Source organism: Yinghuangia sp. ASG 101, from assembly GCF_021165735.1.
Taxonomy (GTDB): Bacteria; Actinomycetota; Actinomycetes; order Streptomycetales; family Streptomycetaceae; genus Yinghuangia.
Map to the genome: position 1 here is coordinate 3,354,973 of NZ_CP088911.1, position 23,145 is coordinate 3,378,117.

Here is a 23,145-nt window from a genome sequence, read left to right on the forward strand (position 1 = left end):
ACCGCACAGACTGCGGAGTCAAATCCCTGACATGGACTGCGAAACGCGCGCCGCGGTTCCTTACGCAAAAGCATCGGCCCCCGGGGCACAGACTCTGTGCCCCGGGGGCCGATGCAAAATGCGGGCAGGCCGCGCCGGAATCAGCGCTTGCTGTACTGCGGAGCCTTACGGGCCTTCTTCAGACCCGGCTTCTTGCGCTCGGTGGCGCGCGCGTCACGGGTCAGGAAGCCGGCCTTCTTGAGCGCCGGGCGGTTCACCTCGACGTCGGCCTCGTTGAGCGCCCGGGCGACACCCAGACGCAGCGCGCCGGCCTGGCCGGAGACACCGCCGCCCGAGATACGGGCGATCACGTCGTACTTGTCGTCCAGCTCAAGGATCTTGAACGGCTCGTTGACGAGCTGCTGGTGGACCTTGTTCGGGAAGTAGGTCTCCAGCGTGCGCCCGTTGATCTTCCACTTGCCGGTGCCCGGAACGATCCGGACGCGCGCGATGGCCTCCTTGCGGCGGCCGGTGGCGGCACCCGGCTGCGGGTCGCTGAAGCGACCGGCCAGGGACTCCGAGGTGTAGCTCTCGAGGCTTACTTCCTCGGTCTCCGCGACAGGGGTCTCGGCGGTGGTCTCGGCCACGATTCTCCTCTTTGCGATCCTCAGCCGCTCATCGCGGCTGCGTTGTGGCCGTGACTACTGCGCGACCTGGGTGATCTCGAACGGCACCGGCTGCTGGGCCTGGTGCGGGTGGTTCGGGCCCGCGTACACCTTGAGCTTCGTCAGCATCTGCCGGCCGAGCGAGTTCTTCGGGAGCATGCCCTTGACGGCCTTCTCGACTGCCTTCTCCGGGCTTTTCTCCAGCAGGTCGTCGTAGCGGACCGCGCGGAGACCGCCCGGGTGGCCGGAGTGGCGGTACGCCAGCTTCTGGGTCCGCTTGTTGCCGGACAGGTGGACCTTGTCGGCGTTCACAATGATGACGAAATCGCCGGTGTCGACGTGCGGCGCGTACACCGGCTTGTGCTTGCCCCGGAGCAGGGCAGCGGCCTGGGTGGACAGACGGCCGAGCACCACATCGGTCGCGTCGATGACGTGCCACTGACGCTGGACGTCGCCGGGCTTAGGGCTGTACGTGCGCACGGTCGATAGCCTTCGCTTCTTCGTGAGTGTGTGCTGACGGGATGGCGCGTGGGGCTGGGCCCGGCGTCTCCCGCACGCTGCTGCGTAACACATACAGGTCGGTTGTTGCCGGGGGCCTCTCGGCCCGGCGTACCGGCTTCACTGAAGACTCCACACCGCGAGTTCACGCAGCCAAGCCAATACGCACAACGAACCGGCAGAATACCGGGTTTACGCTACGCCGGTCAAAACGAGCGGCGAGGGACCGGCCTCCCCGGGCCGCCTTCCCTCCGGCCATGTTATCCGTCCGGACGAGCGGTGCCGACCACGGCCCCTCCCCGACGTTATGCTGCGGGCCCAAGCGGGGCCCGAGCGGGGGCTCGAAGGCCAAGAGCCGTGTCCGAGAGCCGCGAAAGGCTCCCGGACACGCTCCAAGACGGTGGAGGCTGCCGTGAGTGGGGACCGCAACGGCTACGGCGGTCAGGCACGGTCGACCGGAACCGACGGGTCGACGCCGTGGACGGTTCGACCCGGTGCGCCGGAGTACGAACCGGCCGACGGGCGCGACCCGTACGTTCCGCAAGACCCGTACGGGACAACGGTCTCGACGCGAAGCGCGCGACGGGCCGCGGCACGCCGCAACGCCGGCGGAGGCAACGGGCGGCGCGGACGGCCCAAGAAGTCGTTCCGCGGCATCGTGATCGGCGTCGTGATCGCGCTCGTCGTCGGCGGCGTCGCCACCTGGCTGGCACTCGCGGGCGGCGGCGACGACGCGGATTCGGACACCGCCGCACCCCCCGACGCCGGGGCCGGCCCCGAGGTGACGCGGCCCACCTTCCGGCCCGCGCCGACGGTCCCGCCGGCACCCGGCGGCGAGGCGGTGCTCGCCGATCCCGCACTCGACACCGGGCCGTTCACACCCGAAGCGCTGTTCCCCGCACCGCAGATCACGGTGAACGGACGCACGTACGCCATCGTCGCCCGGCAACTCGACAACAACTGCGCGGACACCGCCAACCCGGCCCTGGCCGAAATCCTGCGCGGCAACGCCTGCGCGCAGGTCATCCGGATCACCGCCACGGGACCGGACGGCACCGCGGCGACGGTCGCCGTCGGATCGTTCGCGAACCCGGACGACGCGAAGGCCGCCGCGGCCCAGGGCAACGCCAACCGCGACGCCGCGCTGCTCGGCCTCCCCGGCGGCCCCGTGCCGGTGCTGTGCCCCGTGCCCCAGCCGAACACCCCCGCCGTGATCTGCGCGCGGCAGACGAACTCCCTTGGCCGGTATGGCGTGTTCCTCATCGGCGGCTACCCGGGGCCGGAGAACCGCATCGATCCCGCCAAGGGCGACCCGAAGGTCGACCAGCTCGGCACCGACCTCGACCGTGCGGCCCGCGAAGCCCTCGCGGCACGCGGCGAAAAGCGCTCCCAGGCCATCTACGACGCGGCCAAGGCGGAGGCGGAGAAGGCCATCCAGGGCCAGTAGGCCGCGCGGCGCACGCGCCCGGGGCCGGTGTTCAGACCACGTCGAGCCGGGGCCGCTTCGCCCGCGCCGCGCGCTCGGCCAGCCGCTCGTCCGACGGGTACGCGACCTCCTCCAGCACCAGCCCGTGCGCCGGTGCGACGTGCACCGCGGAATCGCGCACCCCCCGCGCCAGCACCTCCGCCGGCCAGCGCACCGGACGCCGCCCCGACCCGACCGCCATCATGGCCCCCACCAGGGAGCGCACCATGTTGTGGCAGAAGGCGTCGGCGCGCACGGCGGCGATCACCAGCGGCGTGAACCCCGGCCCCGCGTCCGCCTCCCCCGGCGTCTCGCGCACCCAGTGGAACTCCTTGAGGCAGCGGACCGTCGAGGCGCCCTCGCGCCGCTTGCAGTAGGCCGCGAAATCGTGGTCGCCGAGCAGCAGGCCCGCGGCCTCGTTCATCACGTCCACGTCCAACGGCCGGTCGTGCCAGACCACATGGGCGCGCCGCAGCGGGTCGACCCCGCCGGGCGCGTCGCTGACGCGGTACGCGTAGCGCCGCCACTCCGCCGCGAAGCGCGCGTCGAAGCCGGCGGGCGCCGCGGACACCTCGCGCACGCGCACGTCCCGCGGCAACGTGCCCGACAGCCGGCGCACCAACTGGCGGCCGTCCATGGTCCACCGGTCGGCGGGGATGTCCACGTGCGCGACCTGGCCGCGCGCGTGCACCCCCGCGTCCGTGCGCCCGGCGACGGTCAGCTGCGCGGGCTCCGCCAGCCGCAGGACGGTGGTCAGCGCCGCCTCCAGCGTGCCCTGGACGGTCCGCAGGCCAGGCTGCCGCGCCCACCCCGAGAACTCCGTTCCGTCGTACGCCAGATCGATGCGCAGCCGCACCGGGTCCAGGCCCGGCACGCCGTCCGCGCCGTCCGTGCTCAACGCTGTCCTCCCCCTTTCGCGCCGCCTCGGCCGCGCACCAAAAGCCACGGGCCCGCCGCCGACCCCGAAGGGTGGCGAACGGGCCCGCACACGGCGTCGGTCGAACGCTCGGGCGTCCTACTTCTCCGTGTCGACCTTGTCGTCCCCGGCGTCCTCGCCGGCGGCGTCCGCGGTCTCCTCGACGTCGGCCTCGGTCTCCTTGACCAGGTCGGCCTTGGCCTCCTGCTCCTTGACGGAGCGCTTGGTCGCGGCCTCGGCCTCGCCCACCGCGGACTGCGCCACGGTCAGGGCCTCGACCAGCTCGATCACGGCCATCGGCGCGTTGTCGCCCTTGCGGTTCCCGATCTTGGTGATGCGGGTGTAGCCGCCGGGGCGGTTCTCGTACCGAGGACCGATCTCCTCGAAGAGCGTGTGCACAACGCTCTTGTCGCGGATGACCGTGAGCACCTGGCGGCGCGCGTGCAGGTCGCCGCGCTTCGCCTTGGTGATCAGCTTCTCCGCGACGGGCCGCAGACGGCGGGCCTTGGCCTCGGTCGTGGTGATCCGGCCGTGCTCGAAGAGCGCGGTCGCGAGGCCCGACAGGAGCAGGCGCTCGTGAGCCGGGCCGCCACCGAGGCGGGCACCCTTTGCGGGACGGGGCATTGCTTTCTCCTTGGATTCCCTGCACCGGCCGTATCAGGTACCGGTGTCAGTCCGTCCGGGCCGGCCGGCCCGGACGCGAGCTTCCGACGGGTCGCCGGAAGCGGCCTGTGCGGCAGAGCCGAGGCCCTGCCCCACGGGGTGTCAGTACTGCTCGGTATCCGCGTCGCGATCCACGAGGCGTCCCCCGCTAGTACTGCTCGGTCTCCGCGAACCCGTGGTCGTCCTCGTCGCCGAAGCTGTCGGCCGCGGCGGTCGGGTCGAATCCGGGCGGGCTGTCCTTGAGCGCGAGGCCCATGCCGGCCAGCTTCGCCTTGACCTCGTCGATGGACTTCGCACCGAAGTTGCGGATGTCCAGCAGGTCGGCCTCGCTGCGCGCCACCAGCTCACCCACGGTGTGGATGCCCTCGCGCTTGAGGCAGTTGTACGAGCGGACCGTGAGCTCCAGCTCCTCGATCGGCAGCGCCAGGTCGGCCGCGAGCGCGGCGTCCGTCGGCGACGGGCCCATGTCGATGCCCTCGGCGTCGACGTTGAGCTCGCGGGCCAGGCCGAACAGCTCGACCAGGGTCTTGCCGGCCGACGCCATCGAGTCGCGCGGGCGCATCGACGGCTTGGTCTCGACGTCCACGATCAGCTTGTCGAAGTCCGTGCGCTGCTCGACACGGGTGGCCTCGACCTTGTACGTGACCTTCATGACGGGCGAGTAGATCGAGTCGACCGGGATCCGGCCGATCTCCTGGCCCGCCTGCTTGTTCTGCACCGCGGAGACGTAGCCGCGACCGCGCTCGACGGTCAGCTCCATCTCCAGCTTGCCCTTGGCGTTCAGTGTCGCCAGCACCAGGTCGGGGTTGTGCACCTCGACACCGGCCGGAGGCGCGATGTCGCCGGCGGTGACCACACCCGGGCCCTGCTTGCGCAGGTACATCACGACCGGCTCGTCGTGCTCCGAGGAGACGACGAGCTGCTTGATGTTGAGGATGAGGTCGGTGACGTCCTCCTTGACGCCCGGCACGGTGGTGAACTCGTGCAGGACCCCGTCGATCCGGATGCTGGTGACGGCGGCACCGGGGATCGAGGAGAGGAGCGTACGACGCAGCGAGTTGCCGAGGGTGTAGCCGAAGCCCGGCTCCAGCGGCTCGATCACGAACCGGGAGCGGTATTCGTCGACGACGTCCTCGGTCAGAGTGGGACGCTGTGCGATCAGCATGGGTTGTCCTCCAAGTCTTCGGTGCCCGCTATATGACACCGACGGCTATGGCAAGGGTACGGGCGGAACGGTGTGAACCGTCCCGCCCGCCCTCATTTTTTGTCGTCTCTCGACACGACCCCGGGGGGGTTACTTCGAGTAAAGCTCGACGATGAGCTGCTCCTGGACCTGCGTGTCGATGACCTGACGCGCCGGCAGGGAGTGCACGAGGATGCGCATCTTGCTCGGGATGACCTCGAGCCACGCGGGGACGGGGCGCTCCCCGGCCTCGGCGCGGGCCACCACGAACGGGGTCAGCTCGACCGACTCGCGGCGGACCTCGACGATGTCGTTCTCGCCGACGCGGGCCGACGGGATGTCGGTCTTGACGCCGTTGACCAGGATGTGGCCGTGGCGGACCAGCTGGCGGGCGTGGTCACGGGACTTGGCGAAGCCCGCGCGGTAGACCACGTTGTCGAGCCGCGATTCGAGGATGCGCAGCAGGTTCTCGCCGGTCTTGCCCTGCTTGCGGTTCGCCTCTTCGTAGTAACCGCGGAACTGCTTCTCCAGGACGCCGTAGATGCGAGCGCACTTCTGCTTCTCGCGCATCTGGAGCAGGTACTCGCTGTCCTTGGTGCGACCGCGGCCGTGCTCACCCGGAGGGTAGGGCCGGATCTCGATCGGGCACTTCGGCCCTTCGCACTTGCTGCCCTTGAGGAACAGCTTCATCTTCTCGCGACGGCAGCGCTTGCAGTCAGCGCCGGTGTAACGCGCCATGGTTCGTTAACTCCTACTCAGCTGCGGGTCAGACGCGGCGGCGCTTGGGGGGGCGGCAGCCGTTGTGCGGCACGGGGGTGACGTCCTGGATGGACCCCACCTCGAGGCCGGTGGCCTGCAGCGAGCGAATGGCGGTCTCACGGCCCGAGCCCGGGCCCTTGACGAAGACGTCGACCTTGCGCATGCCGTGCTCCTGCGCGCGGCGGGCGGCCGACTCGGCGGCCATCTGCGCGGCGAACGGGGTCGACTTACGCGAACCCTTGAAGCCCACGTGGCCCGCGGAGGCCCACGAGATCACGTTCCCGCTGGGGTCGGTGATCGAGACGATCGTGTTGTTGAACGTGCTCTTGATGTGGGCGTGCCCGTGAGCGACGTTCTTCTTTTCCTTGCGACGCACCTTTTTGGCGCCGGTGCGGCTCTTGGGAGGCATCTGCTGGAAACTCCTGAGGTCGTCGGTCCGGCTTTACTCGGGACCGTCAGATCCGTCGTTGAGCGGACTACTTCTTGCCCGGCTTCTTCTTGCCGGCGATCGCGCGACGCGGGCCCTTGCGGGTGCGCGCGTTGGTGTGGGTGCGCTGGCCGCGCACGGGGAGGCCGCGGCGGTGCCGCAGACCCTCGTAGCAGCCGATCTCGACCTTGCGGCGGATGTCGGCCTGGATCTCGCGGCGCAGGTCGCCCTCGATCCGGTAGTTGCCGTCGATCCAGTCGCGCAGCTTGACCAGGTCGTCCTCGGTGAGGTCGCGGACGCGCGTGTCCGGGTTGACGCCGGTGTTGTTCAGGGTCTCCAGCGCGCGGGTGCGCCCGACGCCGAAGATGTAGGTGAGCGCAACCTCGACCCGCTTCTCACGGGGGAGGTCGACGCCGGCAAGGCGTGCCATGGATGTGGCTCCTGGGTTCGTCGGAGGTTCTGCGCATCACCGGTCCGGAAGGCCCGCTCAGTGGTCCTTCGGTCCCCGGCCTCCGACCGGGGGTGGCGTCCCGCGCCTGACTGCTGCGGGGGTCGGGTGATGCGACTCTTGCGTGGTGTTGCGGGTGTGTGCGTCGCGCGACGATCGCGTGCCGCGTGCGCGGTGGCTCCGCTCAGCCCTGGCGCTGCTTGTGGCGCAGGTTCTCGCAGATCACCATGACCCGGCCGTGACGGCGGATCACCTTGCACTTGTCACAGATCTTCTTGACGCTCGGCTTGACCTTCATGATCTGAATCTCTCCGGTACGTGCTGACGAGGGCGTACGAAGACGCCCTCGTCGCCGAGGCGGTTGTCGGGTTCGCTCCCGCGCCCGCCCCCTCGACCAGCAGGAGGACGGCGGGACGGCGGGTGCTCGCCTACTTGTAGCGGTAGACGATCCGGCCGCGGGTCAGGTCGTACGGGCTCAGCTCGACGACAACCCGGTCGTCCGGAAGGATACGGATGTAGTGCATCCGCATCTTCCCGCTGATGTGTGCAAGGACCTTGTGCCCGTTTTGCAGCTCGACGCGGAACATGGCGTTGGGGAGAGACTCGATGACGGTGCCCTCGATCTCAATGGCCCCTTGCTTTTTGGGCATGTCCTCCGCACTTCATCTACTCGGGAATCATCTACCGTCGGCTGTCACATCCGCCGCGAGGCACGCGCCTATCGATCACTGGCCAGATTCCTGACCGGCATCCGGGGGGCGTGGCGAAACGCGGCTACAGATAAGCCGACGAGTCAGTCTAAGGCACGCGGCCACGAGAAGTGAAACCGGGTGGCGGACCGTACCGCACGGGAGGCCGTATCGGCCGCACCGGGCCGTGCGCGTCGGCCGGGAGAACAGGCCGAGTAGGCCCGGTAGGCCCGGTAGGCCGCGGAGGCCGTGCGCGCCGCGGCCACCAGGACGACGAGCGTCCCCGCGCAGCCGGCCCGGGACCGTCCCTCCGGTGCCGGGGCCGTCTCCGGCGGACCGGCGGACGGCGGTCCCCCGTCGTCGCGCTCGTCGGCATCGCGTCCGGCAGACAGGTCGCGCACCACCGCGTCCAGGTCCGCGGCCGTCGCCGCCGCCTTCACCCGCCGCAACCGCGCCTGGTACTCCGCCAGCGACAGCCGCCCCGAGGCCATGCGCTCCCGCAGCACCTCGGTGGCCCGTTCACGGTCCTCCGCGGTCACCCCTCCGCCGTCACCGTCCATCGGACCAGGTTATGCGGTGCGTCGGCCGCGAGGGCGCCCGGCGGCCTTCGCGGGGGCGGGGCGGCGCCGGTCGCGCCGAGCACGGTGGCGCGACCCGGTACGGGGGCTCGGACGGGCTCGGACGGGCTCGGACACGTTTCCGCCGCCTCAGGCCTCAGGCGGGCAGCGCGGTGAGGACGATCGGCCCTTCCTCGGTCACCGCGATCGAGTGCTCCCAGTGGGCGGCACACCCGCCCGCGGTGGTCTTGACCGTCCACTCGTCCGGCATCGTGTACGTCGCCGGCCTGCCGAGCGTCACCATCGGCTCGATCGCCAGGCACACGCCCGGCAGCAGGTCCGGCCCCTGCCCGGCGCGGCCGTAGTTGAGGATGTGCGGGTCCTGGTGCATCTCGGTGCCGATGCCGTGGCCGCCGTAGTCCTCGACGATGCCGTACTCCCCGCCGCCCGCCGGGGCGTGGGCGCGGATCGCCCGCTCGACCGCGTTGCCGATGTCGCTGAGGCGCCCGCCGGGCTTCGCCGCCGCGATGCCCGCCCACAGCGACTCCTCGCAGACCCGGCTGAGTTCGGCCAGTTCGTCGGCGACGGCACCGACCGCGACGGTGATCGCGGAGTCGCCGTGCCAGCCGTCCAGGATCGCGCCGCAGTCGATCGAGATCAGGTCGCCCTCGCGCAGCGGGGTGTCGTCCGGGATGCCGTGCACCACCACGTCGTTGACCGACGCGCAGATCGACGCGGGGAAGCCGTGGTAGCCCTTGAACGACGGGACGGCGCCGGCGTCGCGGATCGACCGCTCCGCGATCGCGTCCAGCTCACGGGTGGTGGCGCCGGGAACGGCCGCCTCGCGGAGCTTCACGAGCGTCGTCGCCACGACACCGCCCGCGAGCCGCATCTTCTCGATCTGCGCGGGGGTCTTGCGCTCGATCTTGGTGCGCCGCCTCTTGATCACCGGCTCTGTCGTCCTTCCGCGCCGTGTCGGCGTCCTGGTCCGGCCCGCGGGGTGGGGCCGGCGCATCGGTGTTCGTCCTGCCCGCGCGCCGACAGACACATGGGCGACCCGGAGATCCCGGATCGCCCATGCCGTGTCGGCCGTGCGTGCCTCGCCCTCGGGCCCGGCCCGACAATCAGTCCTGCTTGAACGCCTTCAGCGCGTTCTTGGCCCGCTCGGTGACCTCGGGCACGCGTCCCAGAGCGTCGATGACGACGAGGATGCCCTGCTCGGAGTAGTAGCCGACGAGCGGCTCGGTCTGCTCCTTGTAGACGTCCAGACGGTGCTTCACCGTCTCCTCGCGGTCGTCGTCACGCTGGTACAGCTCGCTGCCGCACTCGTCGCACACACCGTCGACCTGCGGACGGTCGAAGAAGATGTGGCACACGTGCCCGTGCGCGCGGCATTGGCGACGGCCGGAGAGCCGCTGGATGATCTCCTTGGACGGGACATCCAGCTCCAGGACGGCATCCAACCGGGTGCCGTGCTCGGCCAATATCTCGTCGAGGACCTTGGCCTGGGCGGTGTTCCGCGGGAATCCGTCGAGCAGAAAGCCGTCGGCGGCGTCCGGCTGCGCGAGGCGGTCCCGGACCATCCCGATCGTGACTTCGTCGGGGACGAGGTTGCCCGCGTCCATGTACTTCTTCGCTTCCAGGCCCAACGGCGTCCTCTGGGCCACGTTGCTGCGAAAGAGATCGCCCGTCGAGATCGCGGGGATCGACAGGTCTGCGGCGATGAATTGGGCCTGGGTCCCCTTGCCCGCGCCGGGTGGGCCCACAAGAACGATACGCATTTAGCGGAGGAAGCCTTCGTAGTTGCGCTGCTGGAGCTGGCTCTCGATCTGCTTCACGGTTTCCAGACCCACTCCCACGATGATCAGGATGCTCGTACCGCCGAACGGGAAGTTGTTCGTGGCGTTGAACAGCACGAGCGCGATCGTGGGTACGAGCGCGATCATGCCCAGGTAGAACGATCCGGGCCAGGTGATCCGGGTGAGGATGTAGTTGAGGTACTCCGCAGTCGGTCTGCCGGCGCGGATGCCCGGGATGAAACCACCATACTTCTTCATGTTGTCCGCAACTTCCTCGGGGTTGAACGTGATCGCCACGTAGAAGAACGCGAAGAAAACGATCAGCAGGAAGTACGTCGCGATGTACAGAGGGTGGTCACCCTTGACGAAGTTCTTCTCGATCCAGATCGCCCAGCCGGAATCACTGCCGCTGAACTGCGCGATCAGGGCCGGGATGTAGAGCAGCGACGAGGCGAAGATCACGGGGATGATGCCCGCCTGGTTCACCTTGAGCGGGATGTAGGTGGACGTACCGCCGTAAGCCCGGCGTCCGATCATCCGCTTGGCGTACTGCACCGGGATGCGGCGTTGCGCCTGCTCGACGAAGACGACCAGGCCGACCATGAGCAGACCCACCGCGATGACGGTCAGGAAGGCCACCCAGCCGCCGCCGAGCTCACCGGTCTGCTTGATGTTCCACAGCGCGGACGGGAAGCCCGCCGCCACCGAGACGAACATCAGGATCGACATGCCGTTGCCGATGCCGCGGTCGGTCACCAGCTCACCGAGCCACATGATGAACGACGTGCCCGCGGTCATCACACAGACCATCACCAGGATGCGGAACAGGCTCTGGTCCGGGACGATCTGGTCCGGCTGGCACTCACCGCCGCCGGAGCTGCTGAACAGCGCGCCGCTGCGGGCCGTCGCCACCAGGGCCGTCGACTGGAGGATCGCCAGCGCGATCGTGAGGTACCGGGTGTACTGCGTGATCTTGGCGGTTCCGGACTGGCCCTCTTTCTTGAGGGCCTCCAACCGCGGAATGACGACCGTCAGCAGCTGCAGGATGATGCTCGCCGTGATGTACGGCATGATCCCGAGCGCGAAGATCGTCAGCTGCAGCAGCGCACCGCCGCTGAACATGTTCACCAGGCCGAAGAGGCCGCCTTGGTCCGACGCGTCCACGCACTTGCGGACCATCTGGAAGGAGACGCCCGGGACCGGGATGGTGGACCCGATCCGGAACAGGACGATGATCCCCAATGTGAACAGCAGCTTCTTGCGCAGGTCGGGCGTGCGGAACGCCCGGGCGAACGCGGTGAGCACACTGCCTCCTGCGCCTCGCCCCGGAGGGCAAGTCGTTTGATCGATCGGTCCCGTGTCTACGGGGAGGTCCGGTTGTCGAACCTCACGGACAATAACAGCGTCGGTCCGCGGAAGTGACGCGCGGACCGGGAGATTTGCCGTGCGGACGCGGGGATGTCATCCCGCTGTTCCGCACCGTCGTGGCTGCGGCTCTCGCTCTGCCTCGGCGGAGTCGGTGACCGCCGGAAAGCAGGGGCCGCAGACGACACAGGGGCGCCACCACCTTACCGGCGTGGCGCCCCTGCAAAGAAGCCGTCGCTCTTACAGCTCGTCGGCCGAGCCGCCGGCCGCCGCGATCTTCTCCTTCGCGGAGCCGGAGAAGGCGTGCGCCTTGACCCGGACCGCGACGGTGATCTCGCCCTGGCCGAGGATCTTGATCGGCTGGTTCCTGCGGGCCGCGCCCTTGGCCACGAGGTCGTCGACGGTCACGTCGCCGCCCTCGGGGAACAGCGCGCCGAGCTTGTCCAGGTTGACGACCTGGTACTCGGTGCGGAACGGGTTCTTGAAGCCCTTCAGCTTCGGGAGACGCATGTGGAGGGGCATCTGCCCACCCTCGAAGCGCTCCGGAACCTGGTAGCGGGCCTTCGTGCCCTTGGTACCGCGACCGGCGGTCTTGCCCTTCGACGCCTCACCACGACCCACGCGGGTCTTGGCGGTCTTGGCGCCGGGAGCGGGCCGCAGGTGGTGCACCTTCAGCGGGTTCTCGGCTCCCATCTCAGTCCACCTCCTCGACGGTGACCAGGTGCTGCACCGTGAAAATCATGCCGCGGATCTCCGGACGGTCCTCTTTGACGACCACGTCGTGGACGCGCTTGAGGCCGAGCGACCGGAGAGTGTCGCGCTGGTTCTGCTTGCTCCCGATCTTCGACCGGGTCTGCGTGACCTTGAGACGCGCCATCACGCACCCACTCCCGCGCGGGCCCGCAGCAGCGCGGCCGGGGCCACGTCCTCCAGCGGGAGCCCGCGGCGAGCCGCGATCTCCTCGGGACGCTGGAGACCTTTCAGGGCCGCCACCGTCGCGTGCACGATGTTGATCGCGTTGTCCGAGCCGAGCGACTTGCTCAGCACGTCGTGGATGCCCGCGCACTCCAGGACGGCGCGCACCGGGCCGCCGGCGATGACACCGGTACCGGGGGACGCCGGCTTGAGCAGCACGACTCCGGCCGCCGCCTCGCCCTGGATCGGGTGCGGGATGGTGCCCTGGATACGGGGGACCTTGAAGAAGTGCTTCTTGGCCTCCTCCACACCCTTGGCGATGGCGGCCGGCACCTCCTTGGCCTTGCCGTATCCGACACCCACGGTGCCGTCGCCGTCGCCCACCACGACCAGCGCGGTGAAGCTGAAGCGGCGGCCACCCTTGACTACCTTGGCCACACGGTTGATCGCGACGACGCGCTCGACGTATGCGGTCTTCTCGGCGGCGGCGCCGCCGTCGCGCCGATCCCGCCGGTCCCGACGCTCGCCGCCGCCGGCGCCGCCACCGCGGCGCTGGGGTCCAGCCATCAGAAAATCCTCATCTGTCGTACGAAGCTTGTCCGGACCAGCGGGCTCAGAAAGCCAGCCCGTTCTCACGAGCGGCATCCGCGAGCGCGGCGATACGGCCGTGGTACTTGTTGCCACCACGGTCGAACACCACGGTCTCGATGCCGGCTGCCTTGGCCCGCTCAGCGACGAGCTCGCCGACCTTGCGCGCCTTTTCGGTCTTGTCGCCCTCGCCGCCGCGGATGGACACGTCCATCGTCGAGGCGGACGCGAGCGTGTGACCGGCCAGGTCGTCGATGACCTGCGCCACGATGTGACGCGTACTGCGGGTCACGACCAGACGTGGCCGCTGGGGGGTGCCGGAAACACGCTTCCGGACCCGAACGTGCCGGCGCTTGCGCGACGTGGACTTCTTCGCCACGCCCTTGCCGACCTTCACACCGACGGCCATGCCTACTTACCAGCCTTTCCGACCTTGCGGCGGATGACCTCACCCGCGTACTTCACGCCCTTGGCCTTGTACGGGTCAGGCTTGCGAAGCTTGCGGATGTTCGCGGCGACCTCGCCGACCTTCTGCTTGTCGATGCCCTGGACCTCGAACTTGGTCGGGCTCTCGACGATGAAGGAGATGCCCTCGGGGGCCTCGACGACGATCGGGTGGCTGTAACCCAGCGCGAACTCCAGCGAGGAGCCCTTCGCCGCCACGCGGTAGCCGACACCGCTGATTTCGAGCTTCTTGCTGTATCCCTGGGTCACACCGGTGATCATGTTCGCCACCAGCGTCCGGGACAGCCCGTGCAGGGCCTTCGAGAGCCGCTCGTCGTTGGGGCGCGTCACCGCGAGGGTGCCGTCGTCCGACTTGGCGATCTCGATCGGAGTGGCGAGGTTGTGCGACAGGGTGCCCTTGGGGCCCTTCACGACGACCTCGCGGCCATTGATGGTGACGTCCACACCGGTGGGAACCGGGATGGGCAGCCGTCCGATACGCGACATAGCTGTGCCTCCCTTCCGGTTACCAGACGAAGGCGAGGACTTCCCCGCCCACGCCTTTCTTCGCGGCCTGACGGTCGGTGAGCAGACCGGACGACGTCGAGATGATCGCGACGCCGAGGCCTCCCAGCACCTTCGGCAGGTTCGTGGACTTCGCGTACACCCGCAGACCGGGCTTCGAGACGCGGCGGATGCCGGCGACCGAGCGCTCGCGGTTCGGGCCGTACTTCAGGTCGATGACGAGGCTCTTGCCGACCTCGGCGTCCTCGACGCGCCAGCCCTGGATGTAACCCTCCTGCTGGAGGATCTCCGCGATGTGCGACTTGATCTTGCTGTACGGCATCACGACGTCGTCGTGGTAAGCCGAGTTGGCATTCCGCAGACGCGTCAACATGTCTGCGATGGGGTCGGTCATGGTCATGACGGCCTCAGGGCCTTTCCCGCTGCGGTTTCCCGAAATGCGATCTGTCCCGGGCCGCCCTTCCCACGAGGGGACGGGCGGCGCGCGGCGACGACTGCGGGACGGGACCTACAGCGTTGGTTCGGACACCCTCGCGACGCGGCGAGGATGGTTGCCGGCAGGCGGGTTCGCCTACCAGCTGCTCTTGGTGACGCCGGGCAGCTCGCCGGCGTGCGCCATCACGCGCAGGCACACACGGCACAGGCCGAACTTGCGGTACACCGAGTGCGGGCGACCGCACCGCTGGCAGCGCGTGTAACCGCGCACCGCGAACTTCGGCTTGCGAGCGGCCTTGGCAATCAGGGCCTTCTTCGCCACTTCAGCTCTCCTTATTGCGACTCGGCCGCTCGCGCGACCGGCTCACGCTTCCTTGAACGGGAAGCCGAGGTGGCGCAGCAGAGCCCGGCCCTCGTCGTTGTTCTTGGCGCTGGTCACCACGGTGATGTCCATGCCGCGAACACGGTCGATCTTGTCCTGGTCGATCTCGTGGAACATCGACTGCTCCGTGAGACCGAAGGTGTAGTTGCCGTTGCCGTCGAACTGCTTCGGCGACAGACCGCGGAAGTCGCGGATACGCGGCAGCGCGATCGAGACCAGGCGGTCCAGGAACTCCCACATGCGGTCGCCGCGCAGCGTGACGTGCGCGCCGATCGGCTGGCCCTCGCGCAGCTTGAACTGCGCGATGGACTTGCGGGCCTTGGTGACCTGGGGCTTCTGGCCGGTGATGGCCATCAGGTCCTTGATCGCGCCCTCGATGAGCTTGGAGTCGCGCGCGGCGTCTCCGACACCCATGTTGACGACGACCTTGACGACACCCGGGATCTGCATGACGTTCTCGTACGAGAAGTCCTCCTGCAGCTTGCCCTTGATCTCGTCGCGGTAGCGCTGCTTCAGGCGCGGCAGCGTCTTTGCCTCAGTGGTGACCGTCATCAGATGTCCTCACCGGTCCGCTTGGCGATCCGGATCTTGTTGCCCTCGTCGTCGAAGCGGTAGCCGACGCGCGTGGGGACCTTCTTGCCGTCCTTCTCCACGACCAGCATCACGTTGCTGATGTGGATCGGGGCCTCCTGCGTGATGATGCCGCCGGTCTTGGCACCCTTGGCGGACTGGCCGACCTTGGTGTGCTTCTTGATCCGGTTGACACCTTCGACGAGGACGCGCTCAAGCTGCGGGTAGGCCGCGATGACCTTGCCCTGCTTGCCGCGGTCCTTGCCCGTGATGACCTGGACCAGGTCACCCTTCTTGATCTTCATGCTCTTCGCCATGGCTTTACAGCACCTCCGGCGCGAGCGAGATGATCTTCATGAACTTCTTCTCGCGCAGTTCACGGCCGACCGGACCGAAGATGCGGGTACCACGGGGCTCACCGTCGCTCTTGAGGATGACGGCGGCGTTCTCGTCGAAGCGGATGTAGGAGCCGTCGACACGGCGGCGCTCCTTGACGGTCCGCACGACGACAGCCTTGACGACGTCGCCCTTCTTCACGTTGCCACCGGGGATCGCATCCTTCACGGTGGCCACAATGACGTCCCCGATGCCCGCGTAGCGCCGGCCGGACCCGCCGAGCACACGGATGCAAAGGATCTCCTTGGCACCCGTGTTGTCGGCGACTCGCAGTCGCGACTCCTGCTGGATCACGTCTAACTCCTGATCGTCACGTCACGGCGCAGGCCCACGTCGGTGGGCCTGCCCGGCGCTCGCTACTTGGCCTTCTCGAGGATCTCGACGATGCGCCACCGCTTGCTGGCGGACAGCGGCCGGGTCTCCATGAGGAGGACGCGGTCGCCGACGCCGCAGGCGTTCTGCTCGTCGTGAGCCTTCAGCTTGCTCGTGCGGCGGATGACCTTGCCGTACAGCGGGTGCTTGACGCGGTCCTCGACGGCGACGACGACGGTCTTGTCCATCTTGTCGCTGACGACGAGGCCTTCGCGGGTCTTGCGGAATCCCCGGGTCGTCTCAGTCATCTCAGTCTTCTCGCTCACGACTCGCCTCCGGTCTCCTCCACGCTGACGATCCCGAGCTCGCGCTCGCGCATCAGCGTGTAGATGCGGGCGATGTCCTTGCGGACCGCCTTGAGCCGCCCGTGGTTCTCGAGCTGCCCGGTCGCCGCCTGGAAACGGAGGTTGAACAGCTCCTCCTTGGCCTCACGCAACTTGCCGACGAGTTCCTCGTCCGCCAGGTCGCGCAGCTCGGACGCCTTGGTCCCGGCCGCCATCACGCCTCACCTGCCTCGCGCCGGACAATCCGGCACTTCATCGGCAGCTTGTGCGTGGCGCGCAGAAGCGCCTCACGAGCCACCTTTTCGTTCGGGTACGACAGTTCGAACATCACCCGACCGGGCTTGACGTTCGCGACCCACCACTCGGGCGAGCCCTTGCCGGAACCCATGCGGGTCTCGGCAGGCTTCTTGGTCAGCGGACGGTCCGGGTAGATGTTGATCCACACCTTGCCGCCACGGCGGATGTGCCGCGTGATGGCGATACGGGCGGATTCGATCTGCCGGTTGGTCACGTACGCCTGGCCCAGGGCCTGGATGCCGTACTCGCCGAACGCGAGCTCCGTACCGCCCTTGGCACGCCCGGCGCGCCCGGGGTGGTGCTGCTTGCGGTGCTTGACCCTGCGGGGGATCAGCATCGGGGTCAGGCCTCCGTTCCGGATTCGGGCGCCGAGGCCGGCGCGGCCTCGGCGGCCGGCGCGGCGGAGTCGTTCGACTCGGCCGCCGGCGCCTCGTTCTGCTGGCGTCCGCCACGGCCGCCGCCACGGCGGTCGCCACCGCGGCCACCGCCGCGCGGACGGTCGCCACCCGGGCCGCGCGACGGGCGGTTGCCCGCGCGGGCCGCGGCGTTGTCCGCCCGGACCTCGGCGATGTTCTTGACGTCGCCCTTGTAGATCCACACCTTGACGCCGATGCGGCCGAAGGTCGTGCGGGCCTCGAAGAAGCCGTACTCGACGTTCGCGCGCAGCGTGTGCAGCGGGACGCGACCCTCGCGGTAGAACTCGGAGCGCGACATCTCCGCGCCGCCGAGCCGGCCACCGCACTGGATCTTGATGCCCTTGGCGCCGGCCTTCATCGCGGTCTGCATCGCCTTGCGCATCGCGCGGCGGAACGAGACACGCGACGACAGCTGCTCGGCCACGCCCTGCGCGACGAGCTGGGCGTCGATCTCGGGGTTCTTGACCTCGAGGATGTTCAGCTGGACCTGCTTGCCGGTCAGCTTCTCCAGGTCGCCGCGGATGCGGTCGGCCTCCGCGCCGCGGCGGCCGATGACGATGCCCGGCCGGGCGGTGTGGATGTCGACGCGGACGCGGTCGCGGGTGCGCTCGATCTCCACCTTGGAGATGCCGGCCCGCTCCATGCCCTGCGTCATCATCCGGCGGATGGCGACGTCTTCCTTGACGTAGTCCTTGTACAGCTTGTCGGCGTACCAGCGGGACTTGAAGTCCGTGGTGATGCCGAGCCGGAACCCGTGCGGGTTAACCTTCTGGCCCACTAGCGGGTCCTCTCCTTCTCGGCGACAACCACGGTGATGTGGCTGGTGCGCTTGCGGATGCGGTACGCGCGGCCCTGGGCACGCGGCCGGAACCGCTTGAGGGTCGGCCCCTCGTCCACGTAGGCCTCGGACACGTACAGGTTGTTGGTGTCGAGGTTGTGGTTGTGCCCGGCGTTGGCGATGGCGCTGTCGAGCACCTTGCCCACCGGCTCGCTGGCCGCCTGCTGCGCGAAACGCAGGATGGCCTGCGCCTCGGCGGCGTCCACGCCGCGGATCAGATCGACAACCCGGCGAGCCTTCATGGGCGTGACGCGGATGTACCGCGCCTGGGCCCTGGCTTCCATTGAAGTCCCCTTGCTCATCTCAGTCGGTTTCCTTGTGCCCGCCGGTCAGCGACGACGCGACTTGCGGTCGTCCTTCTCGTGGCCACGGAAGGTCCGGGTCGGGGCGAACTCGCCGAGCTTGTGGCCGACCATCGCCTCGGTGACGAACACCGGGACGTGCTTGCGGCCGTCGTGCACCGCGATGGTGTGGCCCAGCATCGCCGGGACGATCATCGAGCGGCGGGACCAGGTCTTGATGACGTTCTTGGTGCCCTTCTCGTTCTGCACGTCCACCTTCTTGATCAGGTGGTCGTCGACGAAGGGTCCCTTCTTGAGACTGCGCGGCATCGAGACTGCTCCTAGCGCTTCTTGTTCGTCTTGCGGCGGCGGATGATCAGCTTGTCGCTGGCCTTCTTCGGCCGGCGGGTGCGACCTTCCTTCTGGCCCCACGGCGAAACGGGGTGGCGGCCACCGGAGGTCTTGCCCTCACCACCACCGTGCGGGTGGTCGATCGGGTTCATCGCCACACCGCGGACGGTCGGGCGCTTGCCCTTCCAGCGCATGCGGCCGGCCTTGCCCCAGTTGATGTTCGACTGCTCGGCGTTGCCGACCTCGCCGATGGTGGCGCGGCAGCGCACGTCGACCATCCGGATCTCACCCGACGGCATGCGGAGGGTCGCGAACGCGCCTTCCTTCGCCAGCAGTTGCACGCTCGCACCGGCAGAGCGGGCCAGCTTGGCGCCACCGCCCGGACGCAGTTCGATCGCGTGCACGACCGTACCGACCGGGATGTTGCGGAGCTGGAGGTTGTTCCCCGGCTTGATGTCGGCCGACGGACCGTTCTCGATCCGGTCGCCCTGGCGCAGCTTGTTCGGGGCCAGGATGTAGCGCTTCTCGCCGTCCGCGTAGTGCAGGAGTGCGATGCGCGCGGTGCGGTTCGGGTCGTACTCGATGTGCGCGACCTTCGCCGGGACGCCGTCCTTGTCGTTGCGACGGAAGTCGATGACACGGTACGCGCGCTTGTGACCGCCGCCCTGGTGGCGGGTCGTCACGCGGCCGTGGTTGTTACGACCACCCTTGTTGTGCAGCGGGCGGACCAGCGACTTCTCCGGCGTGGACCGCGTGATCTCGACGAAGTCGGCGACGCTGGCGCCACGACGGCCCGGAGTCGTCGGCTTGTACTTGCGGATGCCCATGGCTTCTCTTAGTCCTCGTCCGTATCAGCGGCCGTCAGCCGACGGGTCCACCGAAGATGTCGATCCGCTCGCCCTCGGCCAGGGTGACGATCGCTCGCTTCGTGTCCTTGCGCTTGCCGAAACCGGTGCGGGAGCGCTTGCGCTTGCCCTGCCGGTTGATCGTGTTCACGTCCGTGACCTTGACCCCGAACACGGCCGTGACGGCCTGTTTGATCTGGGTCTTGTTCGCGTCCGGGTGCACGATGAACGTGTACTTGTTCTCGTCGAGAAGGCCGTAGGACTTCTCCGAGATCACCGGCTTCAGCAGCACGTCGCGCGGGTCGGTGAAGGTCTTGCTGGTGACCGGGGTGCTCTCGCTCACGCCTCGTCGCTCCCTTCGAGCTCGCTCGAAGTGGCAACGGCGGACGCGGACTTGCCCTGCGGCGAGCCGGCGATGAACCGCTCCAGAGCGGCCTTGGTGAAGACCACGTCGTCGGAGACGAGCACGTCGTAGGTGTTCAGCTGGCCGGGGTCGAGCACGTGCACCTGCGGGAGGTTGCGGGCGCTCAGCCAGGCGGCCGTGTCGTCCCTGTCGGCGACCAGGAGCACGTGCTTGCGCTCGGAGATCTTGCCGATCAGGGTGCGCGCGGCCTTGGTGGACGGCGCGTCGCCGTCGATCAGGGCGGACACGCAGTGGATGCGCGAGTGCGCGGCCCGGTCGCTGAGGGCGCCACGCAGCGCGGCGGCCTTCATCTTCTTGGGCGTCCGCTGCGCGTAGTCGCGCGGGACGGGGCCGTGCACCACGCCGCCGCCGGCGAACTGCGGCGCGCGGGTCGAGCCCTGGCGCGCGCGGCCGGTGCCCTTCTGGCGGTACGGCTTGCGCCCACCGCCGCGGACCTCGCCGCGGGTCTTCGTCTTGTGCGTGCCCTGGCGGGCGGCGGCCAGCTGGGCCACGACGACCTGGTGGATCGTCGGGATGCTGACCTGGACGCCGAAGATCTCCGCGGGGAGTTCGACGGTCCCGGCCTTCTCGCCGACCGGCGAGAGAACGTCAATGGTGGTCATGAGTTCACGCCCCCTTGGCCGCGGTGCGGACCAGGACGAGTCCGCCGTTCGGACCGGGGATCGCACCCTTGACCAGGATGAGACCCTTCTCGGCGTCGACGGCGTGGACGGTCAGGTTCTGAGTGGAGACGCGCTGGTTGCCCATGCGGCCCGCCATGCGGACGCCCTTGAACACGCGGCCCGGGGTGGCGCACCCGCCGATGGAGCCGGGCGAGCGGTGCTTGCGCTGCGTACCGTGCGAGGCGCCGAGGCCGCGGAAGCCGTGGCGCTTCATGACACCCGCGGTGCCCTTGCCCTTGCTGGTGCCCGAGACGTCGACCTTCTGGCCGGCCTCGAAGACGTCCGCGGTGATCTCCTGGCCGAGCGCGTACTCGGCGGCGTCGGAGGTGCGGAGCTCCACCAGGTGGCGGCGCGGGGTGACCCCGGCCTTGTCGAAGTGCCCGGCGAGCGGCTTGTTCACCTTGCGCGGGTCGATCTGGCCGAACGCGATCTGGACGGCGCTGTAGCCGTCGGTCTCGGCGTCACGGACCTGGGTCACGACACACGGCCCGGCCTGGACGACGGTCACCGGAACGACGCGGTTGTTCTCGTCCCAGACCTGGGTCATGCCGAGCTTGGTGCCCAGAATCCCCTTCATCTGCTTCGTCATCGTCGGTGCGTCCCTCAGAGCTTGATCTCGATGTCGACGCCGGCCGGAAGGTCGAGACGCATGAGCGAGTCGACGGTCTTCGGCGTCGGGTCGAGGATGTCGATGAGCCGCTTGTGCGTGCGCATCTCGAAGTGCTCGCGCGAGTCCTTGTACTTGTGCGGCGAGCGGATGACGCAGTACACGTTCTTCTCGGTCGGCAGCGGCACCGGGCCCGCGACCTGCGCACCGGTACGGGTCACCGTCTCGACGATCTTGCGCGCCGAACTGTCGATGACCTCGTGGTCGTAGGCCTTGAGCCGGATGCGGATCTTCTGTCCCGCCATGGCTGCTTCGAATTCCTTCTCTCGTACCGCTGCGGATCACCCCCGCTGTCGCGGGAGGAGTTGGCCGGGAACCCGACCGGGCCGACCGACCCCCGCGGTCGGGCGTGTCGCCCTGCTGCTCACAAGGCTCCCTTGAACCCCCTTGTCGGGGAGGGCCGCCGAGCAGCGGATCGCACTGTCCTTGCCGCTGCGGCAAGCAGCCGGACATCGATGCGACCACCAGGCAGTGCACGCGCACATATCGCGGTGGTTGGCGGGGAGGTAAGTCCACCGTCGCCCGAGCCGGGGCCGCACGCCGTCACGGAAACACCGTGACAGGCACACAAAGGCCCCTTGGCCTAACCGGGCAACCTGACCAGTATGCAACACGCGGTGCTGCCTTGGCCAATCGAGGTTTAACCGCGGGAGAAACCCCGCGGACAACCCCGGGGCGGATCACAATCCGCCCCGCCTTTGACACGTTCTCGCCTCAGAACAAAACCCCGCCCGTCGGTCCGAAGCGGACCGACGGGCGGGGCGTTGATCACTTGAGGATCTTGGTGACCTGGCCGGCACCAACGGTACGGCCGCCCTCGCGGATCGCGAAGCGCAGGCCTTCCTCCATGGCGATCGGCTGGATCAGCGCGACGGTCATGGCGGTGTTGTCACCGGGCATCACCATCTCGGTGCCCTCGGGGAGGGTCACCACGCCGGTCACGTCCGTGGTCCGGAAGTAGAACTGCGGACGGTAGTTGTTGAAGAACGGCGTGTGGCGGCCACCCTCGTCCTTGGACAGGATGTAGACCGTCGCCTCGAAGTCGGTGTGCGGCGTGACCGACCCCGGCTTGATGATGACCTGGCCGCGCTCGACGTCCTCGCGCTTGATGCCGCGGAGCAGCAGACCGACGTTCTCACCGGCCTGACCCTCGTCGAGCAGCTTGCGGAACATCTCGATGCCGGTGACCGTGGTGGTGGTCTTCTCCTGCTTGATACCGACGATGTCGACGGTCTCGTTCACCTTGATGATGCCGCGCTCGATACGGCCGGTGACGACCGTGCCGCGACCGGTGATCGTGAAGACGTCCTCGACGGGCATGAGGAACGGCTTGTCGATGTCGCGCTCCGGCGTCGGGATCGCCTCGTCGACGGCGGCCATCAGCTCGAGGAGCTTGGCGCCCCACTCGGCGTCGCCCTCCAGGGCCTTGAGCGCCGAGACGCGCACGACCGGCAGGTCGTCGCCCGGGAACTCGTACTCCGAGAGGAGCTCGCGGACCTCGAGCTCGACGAGCTCCAGGATCTCCTCGTCGTCCACCATGTCGGCCTTGTTCAGGGCGACGACGATGTACGGAACGCCGACCTGGCGGGCCAGGAGCACGTGCTCCTTGGTCTGCGGCATCGGGCCGTCGGTGGCGGCGACCACGAGGATGGCGCCGTCCATCTGTGCGGCACCCGTGATCATGTTCTTGATGTAGTCCGCGTGACCCGGGCAGTCGACGTGCGCGTAGTGACGGTTCTCCGTCTGGTACTCGACGTGCGCGATCGAGATGGTGATACCGCGCTGACGCTCCTCCGGCGCCTTGTCGATCTGGTCGAACGGCGTGAAGGGGTTCAGCTCCGGGTACGCGTCGTGCAGCACCTTGGTGATCGCCGCGGTAAGGGTCGTCTTACCGTGGTCGATGTGACCGATGGTGCCGATGTTGACGTGCGGCTTAGTCCGCTCGAACTTCGCCTTCGCCACTGGGGTCCTCCTGTGGACTGGTTCTTTTTACGCCGTACGACGTCGGGGTGGTCGGGTGGGGCGGGCCGGCGACCCGGG

At 68.7% G+C, this 23,145-nt stretch carries 37 protein-coding genes; 1 reads left to right on the forward strand and 36 read right to left on the reverse strand.

Annotated elements, in window-relative coordinates; translation table 11 throughout:
* Positions 1-140 precede the first annotated feature (140 nt).
* Positions 141-626, reverse strand: coding sequence for a 30S ribosomal protein S9 (gene rpsI, locus LO772_RS13975; RefSeq protein WP_231778737.1), 486 nt, complete (start codon positions 624-626; stop codon positions 141-143).
* Between the two features lie 54 nt (positions 627-680).
* Positions 681-1,124, reverse strand: a complete 444-nt coding sequence (gene rplM / locus LO772_RS13980; RefSeq protein WP_231778738.1) for a 50S ribosomal protein L13 — start codon at positions 1,122-1,124, stop codon at positions 681-683.
* 430 nt (positions 1,125-1,554) lie between these two features.
* Between rplM and LO772_RS13985 the strand changes: the two genes are divergently transcribed.
* Entirely contained in the window at positions 1,555-2,589 is a 1,035-nt protein-coding gene (locus tag LO772_RS13985; protein ID WP_231778739.1) for a hypothetical protein, read from the forward strand.
* Positions 2,590-2,620: 31 nt separating this feature from the next.
* On the opposite strand, the gene truA is transcribed toward LO772_RS13985, so the two are convergent.
* The 34 genes from truA to tuf form a co-directional block, all read right to left on the reverse strand.
* Positions 2,621-3,505 (reverse strand): tRNA pseudouridine(38-40) synthase TruA, encoded by an 885-nt coding sequence (gene truA, locus LO772_RS13990; RefSeq protein WP_231778740.1) that lies wholly within the window; start codon positions 3,503-3,505, stop codon positions 2,621-2,623.
* A 117-nt stretch (positions 3,506-3,622) separates the two neighbouring features.
* Positions 3,623-4,147 carry a 50S ribosomal protein L17 gene (gene rplQ, locus LO772_RS13995; protein WP_231778741.1) on the reverse strand — a complete coding sequence of 175 codons (525 nt, stop codon included), beginning with the start codon at positions 4,145-4,147 and terminating at the stop codon, positions 3,623-3,625.
* 187 nt (positions 4,148-4,334) lie between these two features.
* Positions 4,335-5,351 carry a DNA-directed RNA polymerase subunit alpha gene (locus tag LO772_RS14000; RefSeq protein ID WP_231778742.1) on the reverse strand — a complete coding sequence of 339 codons (1,017 nt, stop codon included), beginning with the start codon at positions 5,349-5,351 and terminating at the stop codon, positions 4,335-4,337.
* Between the two features lie 129 nt (positions 5,352-5,480).
* On the reverse strand, positions 5,481-6,107 hold the full coding sequence (gene rpsD, locus LO772_RS14005) for a 30S ribosomal protein S4 (RefSeq protein WP_231778743.1): 627 nt from the start codon (positions 6,105-6,107) through the stop codon (positions 5,481-5,483).
* A 28-nt stretch (positions 6,108-6,135) separates the two neighbouring features.
* Positions 6,136-6,537 (reverse strand): 30S ribosomal protein S11, encoded by a 402-nt coding sequence (rpsK, locus tag LO772_RS14010; protein ID WP_231778744.1) that lies wholly within the window; start codon positions 6,535-6,537, stop codon positions 6,136-6,138.
* 67 nt (positions 6,538-6,604) lie between these two features.
* On the reverse strand, positions 6,605-6,985 hold the full coding sequence (gene rpsM, locus LO772_RS14015) for a 30S ribosomal protein S13 (RefSeq protein ID WP_231778745.1): 381 nt from the start codon (positions 6,983-6,985) through the stop codon (positions 6,605-6,607).
* 202 nt (positions 6,986-7,187) lie between these two features.
* The gene (gene rpmJ / locus LO772_RS14020) at positions 7,188-7,301 is read right to left on the reverse strand and encodes a 50S ribosomal protein L36 (protein WP_009740505.1); all 114 of its coding nucleotides are present in this window, start codon (positions 7,299-7,301) and stop codon (positions 7,188-7,190) included.
* Positions 7,302-7,431: 130 nt separating this feature from the next.
* A complete protein-coding gene (gene infA, locus LO772_RS14025; protein ID WP_018382544.1) occupies positions 7,432-7,653 on the reverse strand; it encodes a translation initiation factor IF-1 in 222 nt (73 codons plus the stop codon).
* Between the two features lie 143 nt (positions 7,654-7,796).
* Complete coding sequence (locus LO772_RS14030; protein ID WP_231778746.1) at positions 7,797-8,252, reverse strand: DUF1707 domain-containing protein; 456 nt, start codon at positions 8,250-8,252, stop codon at positions 7,797-7,799.
* 154 nt (positions 8,253-8,406) lie between these two features.
* Positions 8,407-9,141 carry a type I methionyl aminopeptidase gene (gene map / locus LO772_RS14035; protein ID WP_231779543.1) on the reverse strand — a complete coding sequence of 245 codons (735 nt, stop codon included), beginning with the start codon at positions 9,139-9,141 and terminating at the stop codon, positions 8,407-8,409.
* A 232-nt stretch (positions 9,142-9,373) separates the two neighbouring features.
* Positions 9,374-10,030, reverse strand: coding sequence for an adenylate kinase (locus tag LO772_RS14040; protein ID WP_231778747.1), 657 nt, complete (start codon positions 10,028-10,030; stop codon positions 9,374-9,376).
* Positions 10,031-11,353, reverse strand: a complete 1,323-nt coding sequence (gene secY / locus LO772_RS14045; protein WP_231778748.1) for a preprotein translocase subunit SecY — start codon at positions 11,351-11,353, stop codon at positions 10,031-10,033.
* Positions 11,354-11,653: 300 nt separating this feature from the next.
* Positions 11,654-12,106: a 50S ribosomal protein L15 gene (gene rplO / locus LO772_RS14050; RefSeq protein WP_231778749.1), complete on the reverse strand. Its 453-nt coding sequence runs from the start codon at positions 12,104-12,106 to the stop codon at positions 11,654-11,656.
* 1 nt (position 12,107) lies between these two features.
* Entirely contained in the window at positions 12,108-12,290 is a 183-nt protein-coding gene (rpmD, locus tag LO772_RS14055) for a 50S ribosomal protein L30 (RefSeq protein ID WP_231778750.1), read from the reverse strand.
* Complete coding sequence (rpsE, locus tag LO772_RS14060; protein ID WP_231778751.1) at positions 12,290-12,895, reverse strand: 30S ribosomal protein S5; 606 nt, start codon at positions 12,893-12,895, stop codon at positions 12,290-12,292. The genes rpmD and rpsE overlap by 1 nt, the downstream gene beginning before the upstream one ends.
* A gap of 46 nt (positions 12,896-12,941) precedes the next feature.
* Positions 12,942-13,325 (reverse strand): 50S ribosomal protein L18, encoded by a 384-nt coding sequence (gene rplR, locus LO772_RS14065; protein WP_231778752.1) that lies wholly within the window; start codon positions 13,323-13,325, stop codon positions 12,942-12,944.
* Positions 13,326-13,327: 2 nt separating this feature from the next.
* Positions 13,328-13,867: a 50S ribosomal protein L6 gene (gene rplF, locus LO772_RS14070; protein WP_231778753.1), complete on the reverse strand. Its 540-nt coding sequence runs from the start codon at positions 13,865-13,867 to the stop codon at positions 13,328-13,330.
* Positions 13,868-13,886: 19 nt separating this feature from the next.
* On the reverse strand, positions 13,887-14,285 hold the full coding sequence (gene rpsH, locus LO772_RS14075; protein WP_231778754.1) for a 30S ribosomal protein S8: 399 nt from the start codon (positions 14,283-14,285) through the stop codon (positions 13,887-13,889).
* 171 nt (positions 14,286-14,456) lie between these two features.
* Positions 14,457-14,642, reverse strand: a complete 186-nt coding sequence (locus LO772_RS14080; protein ID WP_179814568.1) for a type Z 30S ribosomal protein S14 — start codon at positions 14,640-14,642, stop codon at positions 14,457-14,459.
* A 42-nt stretch (positions 14,643-14,684) separates the two neighbouring features.
* Complete coding sequence (gene rplE, locus LO772_RS14085) at positions 14,685-15,254, reverse strand: 50S ribosomal protein L5 (protein WP_231778755.1); 570 nt, start codon at positions 15,252-15,254, stop codon at positions 14,685-14,687.
* A complete protein-coding gene (rplX, locus tag LO772_RS14090; protein WP_231779544.1) occupies positions 15,254-15,577 on the reverse strand; it encodes a 50S ribosomal protein L24 in 324 nt (107 codons plus the stop codon). Before rplX ends, rplE begins: the two co-directional genes overlap by 1 nt.
* Before the next feature lie 16 nt (positions 15,578-15,593).
* Positions 15,594-15,962 carry a 50S ribosomal protein L14 gene (gene rplN, locus LO772_RS14095; RefSeq protein WP_231778756.1) on the reverse strand — a complete coding sequence of 123 codons (369 nt, stop codon included), beginning with the start codon at positions 15,960-15,962 and terminating at the stop codon, positions 15,594-15,596.
* A gap of 62 nt (positions 15,963-16,024) precedes the next feature.
* Positions 16,025-16,306 carry a 30S ribosomal protein S17 gene (gene rpsQ, locus LO772_RS14100; RefSeq protein ID WP_269453204.1) on the reverse strand — a complete coding sequence of 94 codons (282 nt, stop codon included), beginning with the start codon at positions 16,304-16,306 and terminating at the stop codon, positions 16,025-16,027.
* The gene (gene rpmC, locus LO772_RS14105; protein WP_231778758.1) at positions 16,303-16,539 is read right to left on the reverse strand and encodes a 50S ribosomal protein L29; all 237 of its coding nucleotides are present in this window, start codon (positions 16,537-16,539) and stop codon (positions 16,303-16,305) included. The genes rpsQ and rpmC overlap by 4 nt, the downstream gene beginning before the upstream one ends.
* Positions 16,539-16,958, reverse strand: coding sequence for a 50S ribosomal protein L16 (gene rplP, locus LO772_RS14110; RefSeq protein WP_231778759.1), 420 nt, complete (start codon positions 16,956-16,958; stop codon positions 16,539-16,541). The genes rpmC and rplP overlap by 1 nt, the downstream gene beginning before the upstream one ends.
* 5 nt (positions 16,959-16,963) lie before the next feature.
* Entirely contained in the window at positions 16,964-17,815 is an 852-nt protein-coding gene (gene rpsC / locus LO772_RS14115; protein ID WP_231778760.1) for a 30S ribosomal protein S3, read from the reverse strand.
* Positions 17,815-18,159, reverse strand: a complete 345-nt coding sequence (rplV, locus tag LO772_RS14120; RefSeq protein WP_231778761.1) for a 50S ribosomal protein L22 — start codon at positions 18,157-18,159, stop codon at positions 17,815-17,817. The genes rpsC and rplV overlap by 1 nt, the downstream gene beginning before the upstream one ends.
* A gap of 45 nt (positions 18,160-18,204) precedes the next feature.
* A complete protein-coding gene (rpsS, locus tag LO772_RS14125) occupies positions 18,205-18,486 on the reverse strand; it encodes a 30S ribosomal protein S19 (RefSeq protein WP_231778762.1) in 282 nt (93 codons plus the stop codon).
* An 11-nt stretch (positions 18,487-18,497) separates the two neighbouring features.
* Positions 18,498-19,334: a 50S ribosomal protein L2 gene (gene rplB, locus LO772_RS14130; RefSeq protein ID WP_231778763.1), complete on the reverse strand. Its 837-nt coding sequence runs from the start codon at positions 19,332-19,334 to the stop codon at positions 18,498-18,500.
* 34 nt (positions 19,335-19,368) lie between these two features.
* On the reverse strand, positions 19,369-19,695 hold the full coding sequence (rplW, locus tag LO772_RS14135) for a 50S ribosomal protein L23 (RefSeq protein WP_231778764.1): 327 nt from the start codon (positions 19,693-19,695) through the stop codon (positions 19,369-19,371).
* Complete coding sequence (gene rplD / locus LO772_RS14140) at positions 19,692-20,378, reverse strand: 50S ribosomal protein L4 (RefSeq protein ID WP_231778765.1); 687 nt, start codon at positions 20,376-20,378, stop codon at positions 19,692-19,694. Before rplD ends, rplW begins: the two co-directional genes overlap by 4 nt.
* A gap of 4 nt (positions 20,379-20,382) precedes the next feature.
* Positions 20,383-21,027: a 50S ribosomal protein L3 gene (gene rplC / locus LO772_RS14145; protein ID WP_231778766.1), complete on the reverse strand. Its 645-nt coding sequence runs from the start codon at positions 21,025-21,027 to the stop codon at positions 20,383-20,385.
* 14 nt (positions 21,028-21,041) lie between these two features.
* Positions 21,042-21,350, reverse strand: coding sequence for a 30S ribosomal protein S10 (gene rpsJ, locus LO772_RS14150; RefSeq protein ID WP_066889903.1), 309 nt, complete (start codon positions 21,348-21,350; stop codon positions 21,042-21,044).
* 523 nt (positions 21,351-21,873) lie between these two features.
* Positions 21,874-23,067, reverse strand: coding sequence for an elongation factor Tu (gene tuf, locus LO772_RS14155; RefSeq protein ID WP_231778767.1), 1,194 nt, complete (start codon positions 23,065-23,067; stop codon positions 21,874-21,876).
* Positions 23,068-23,145 lie beyond the last annotated feature (78 nt).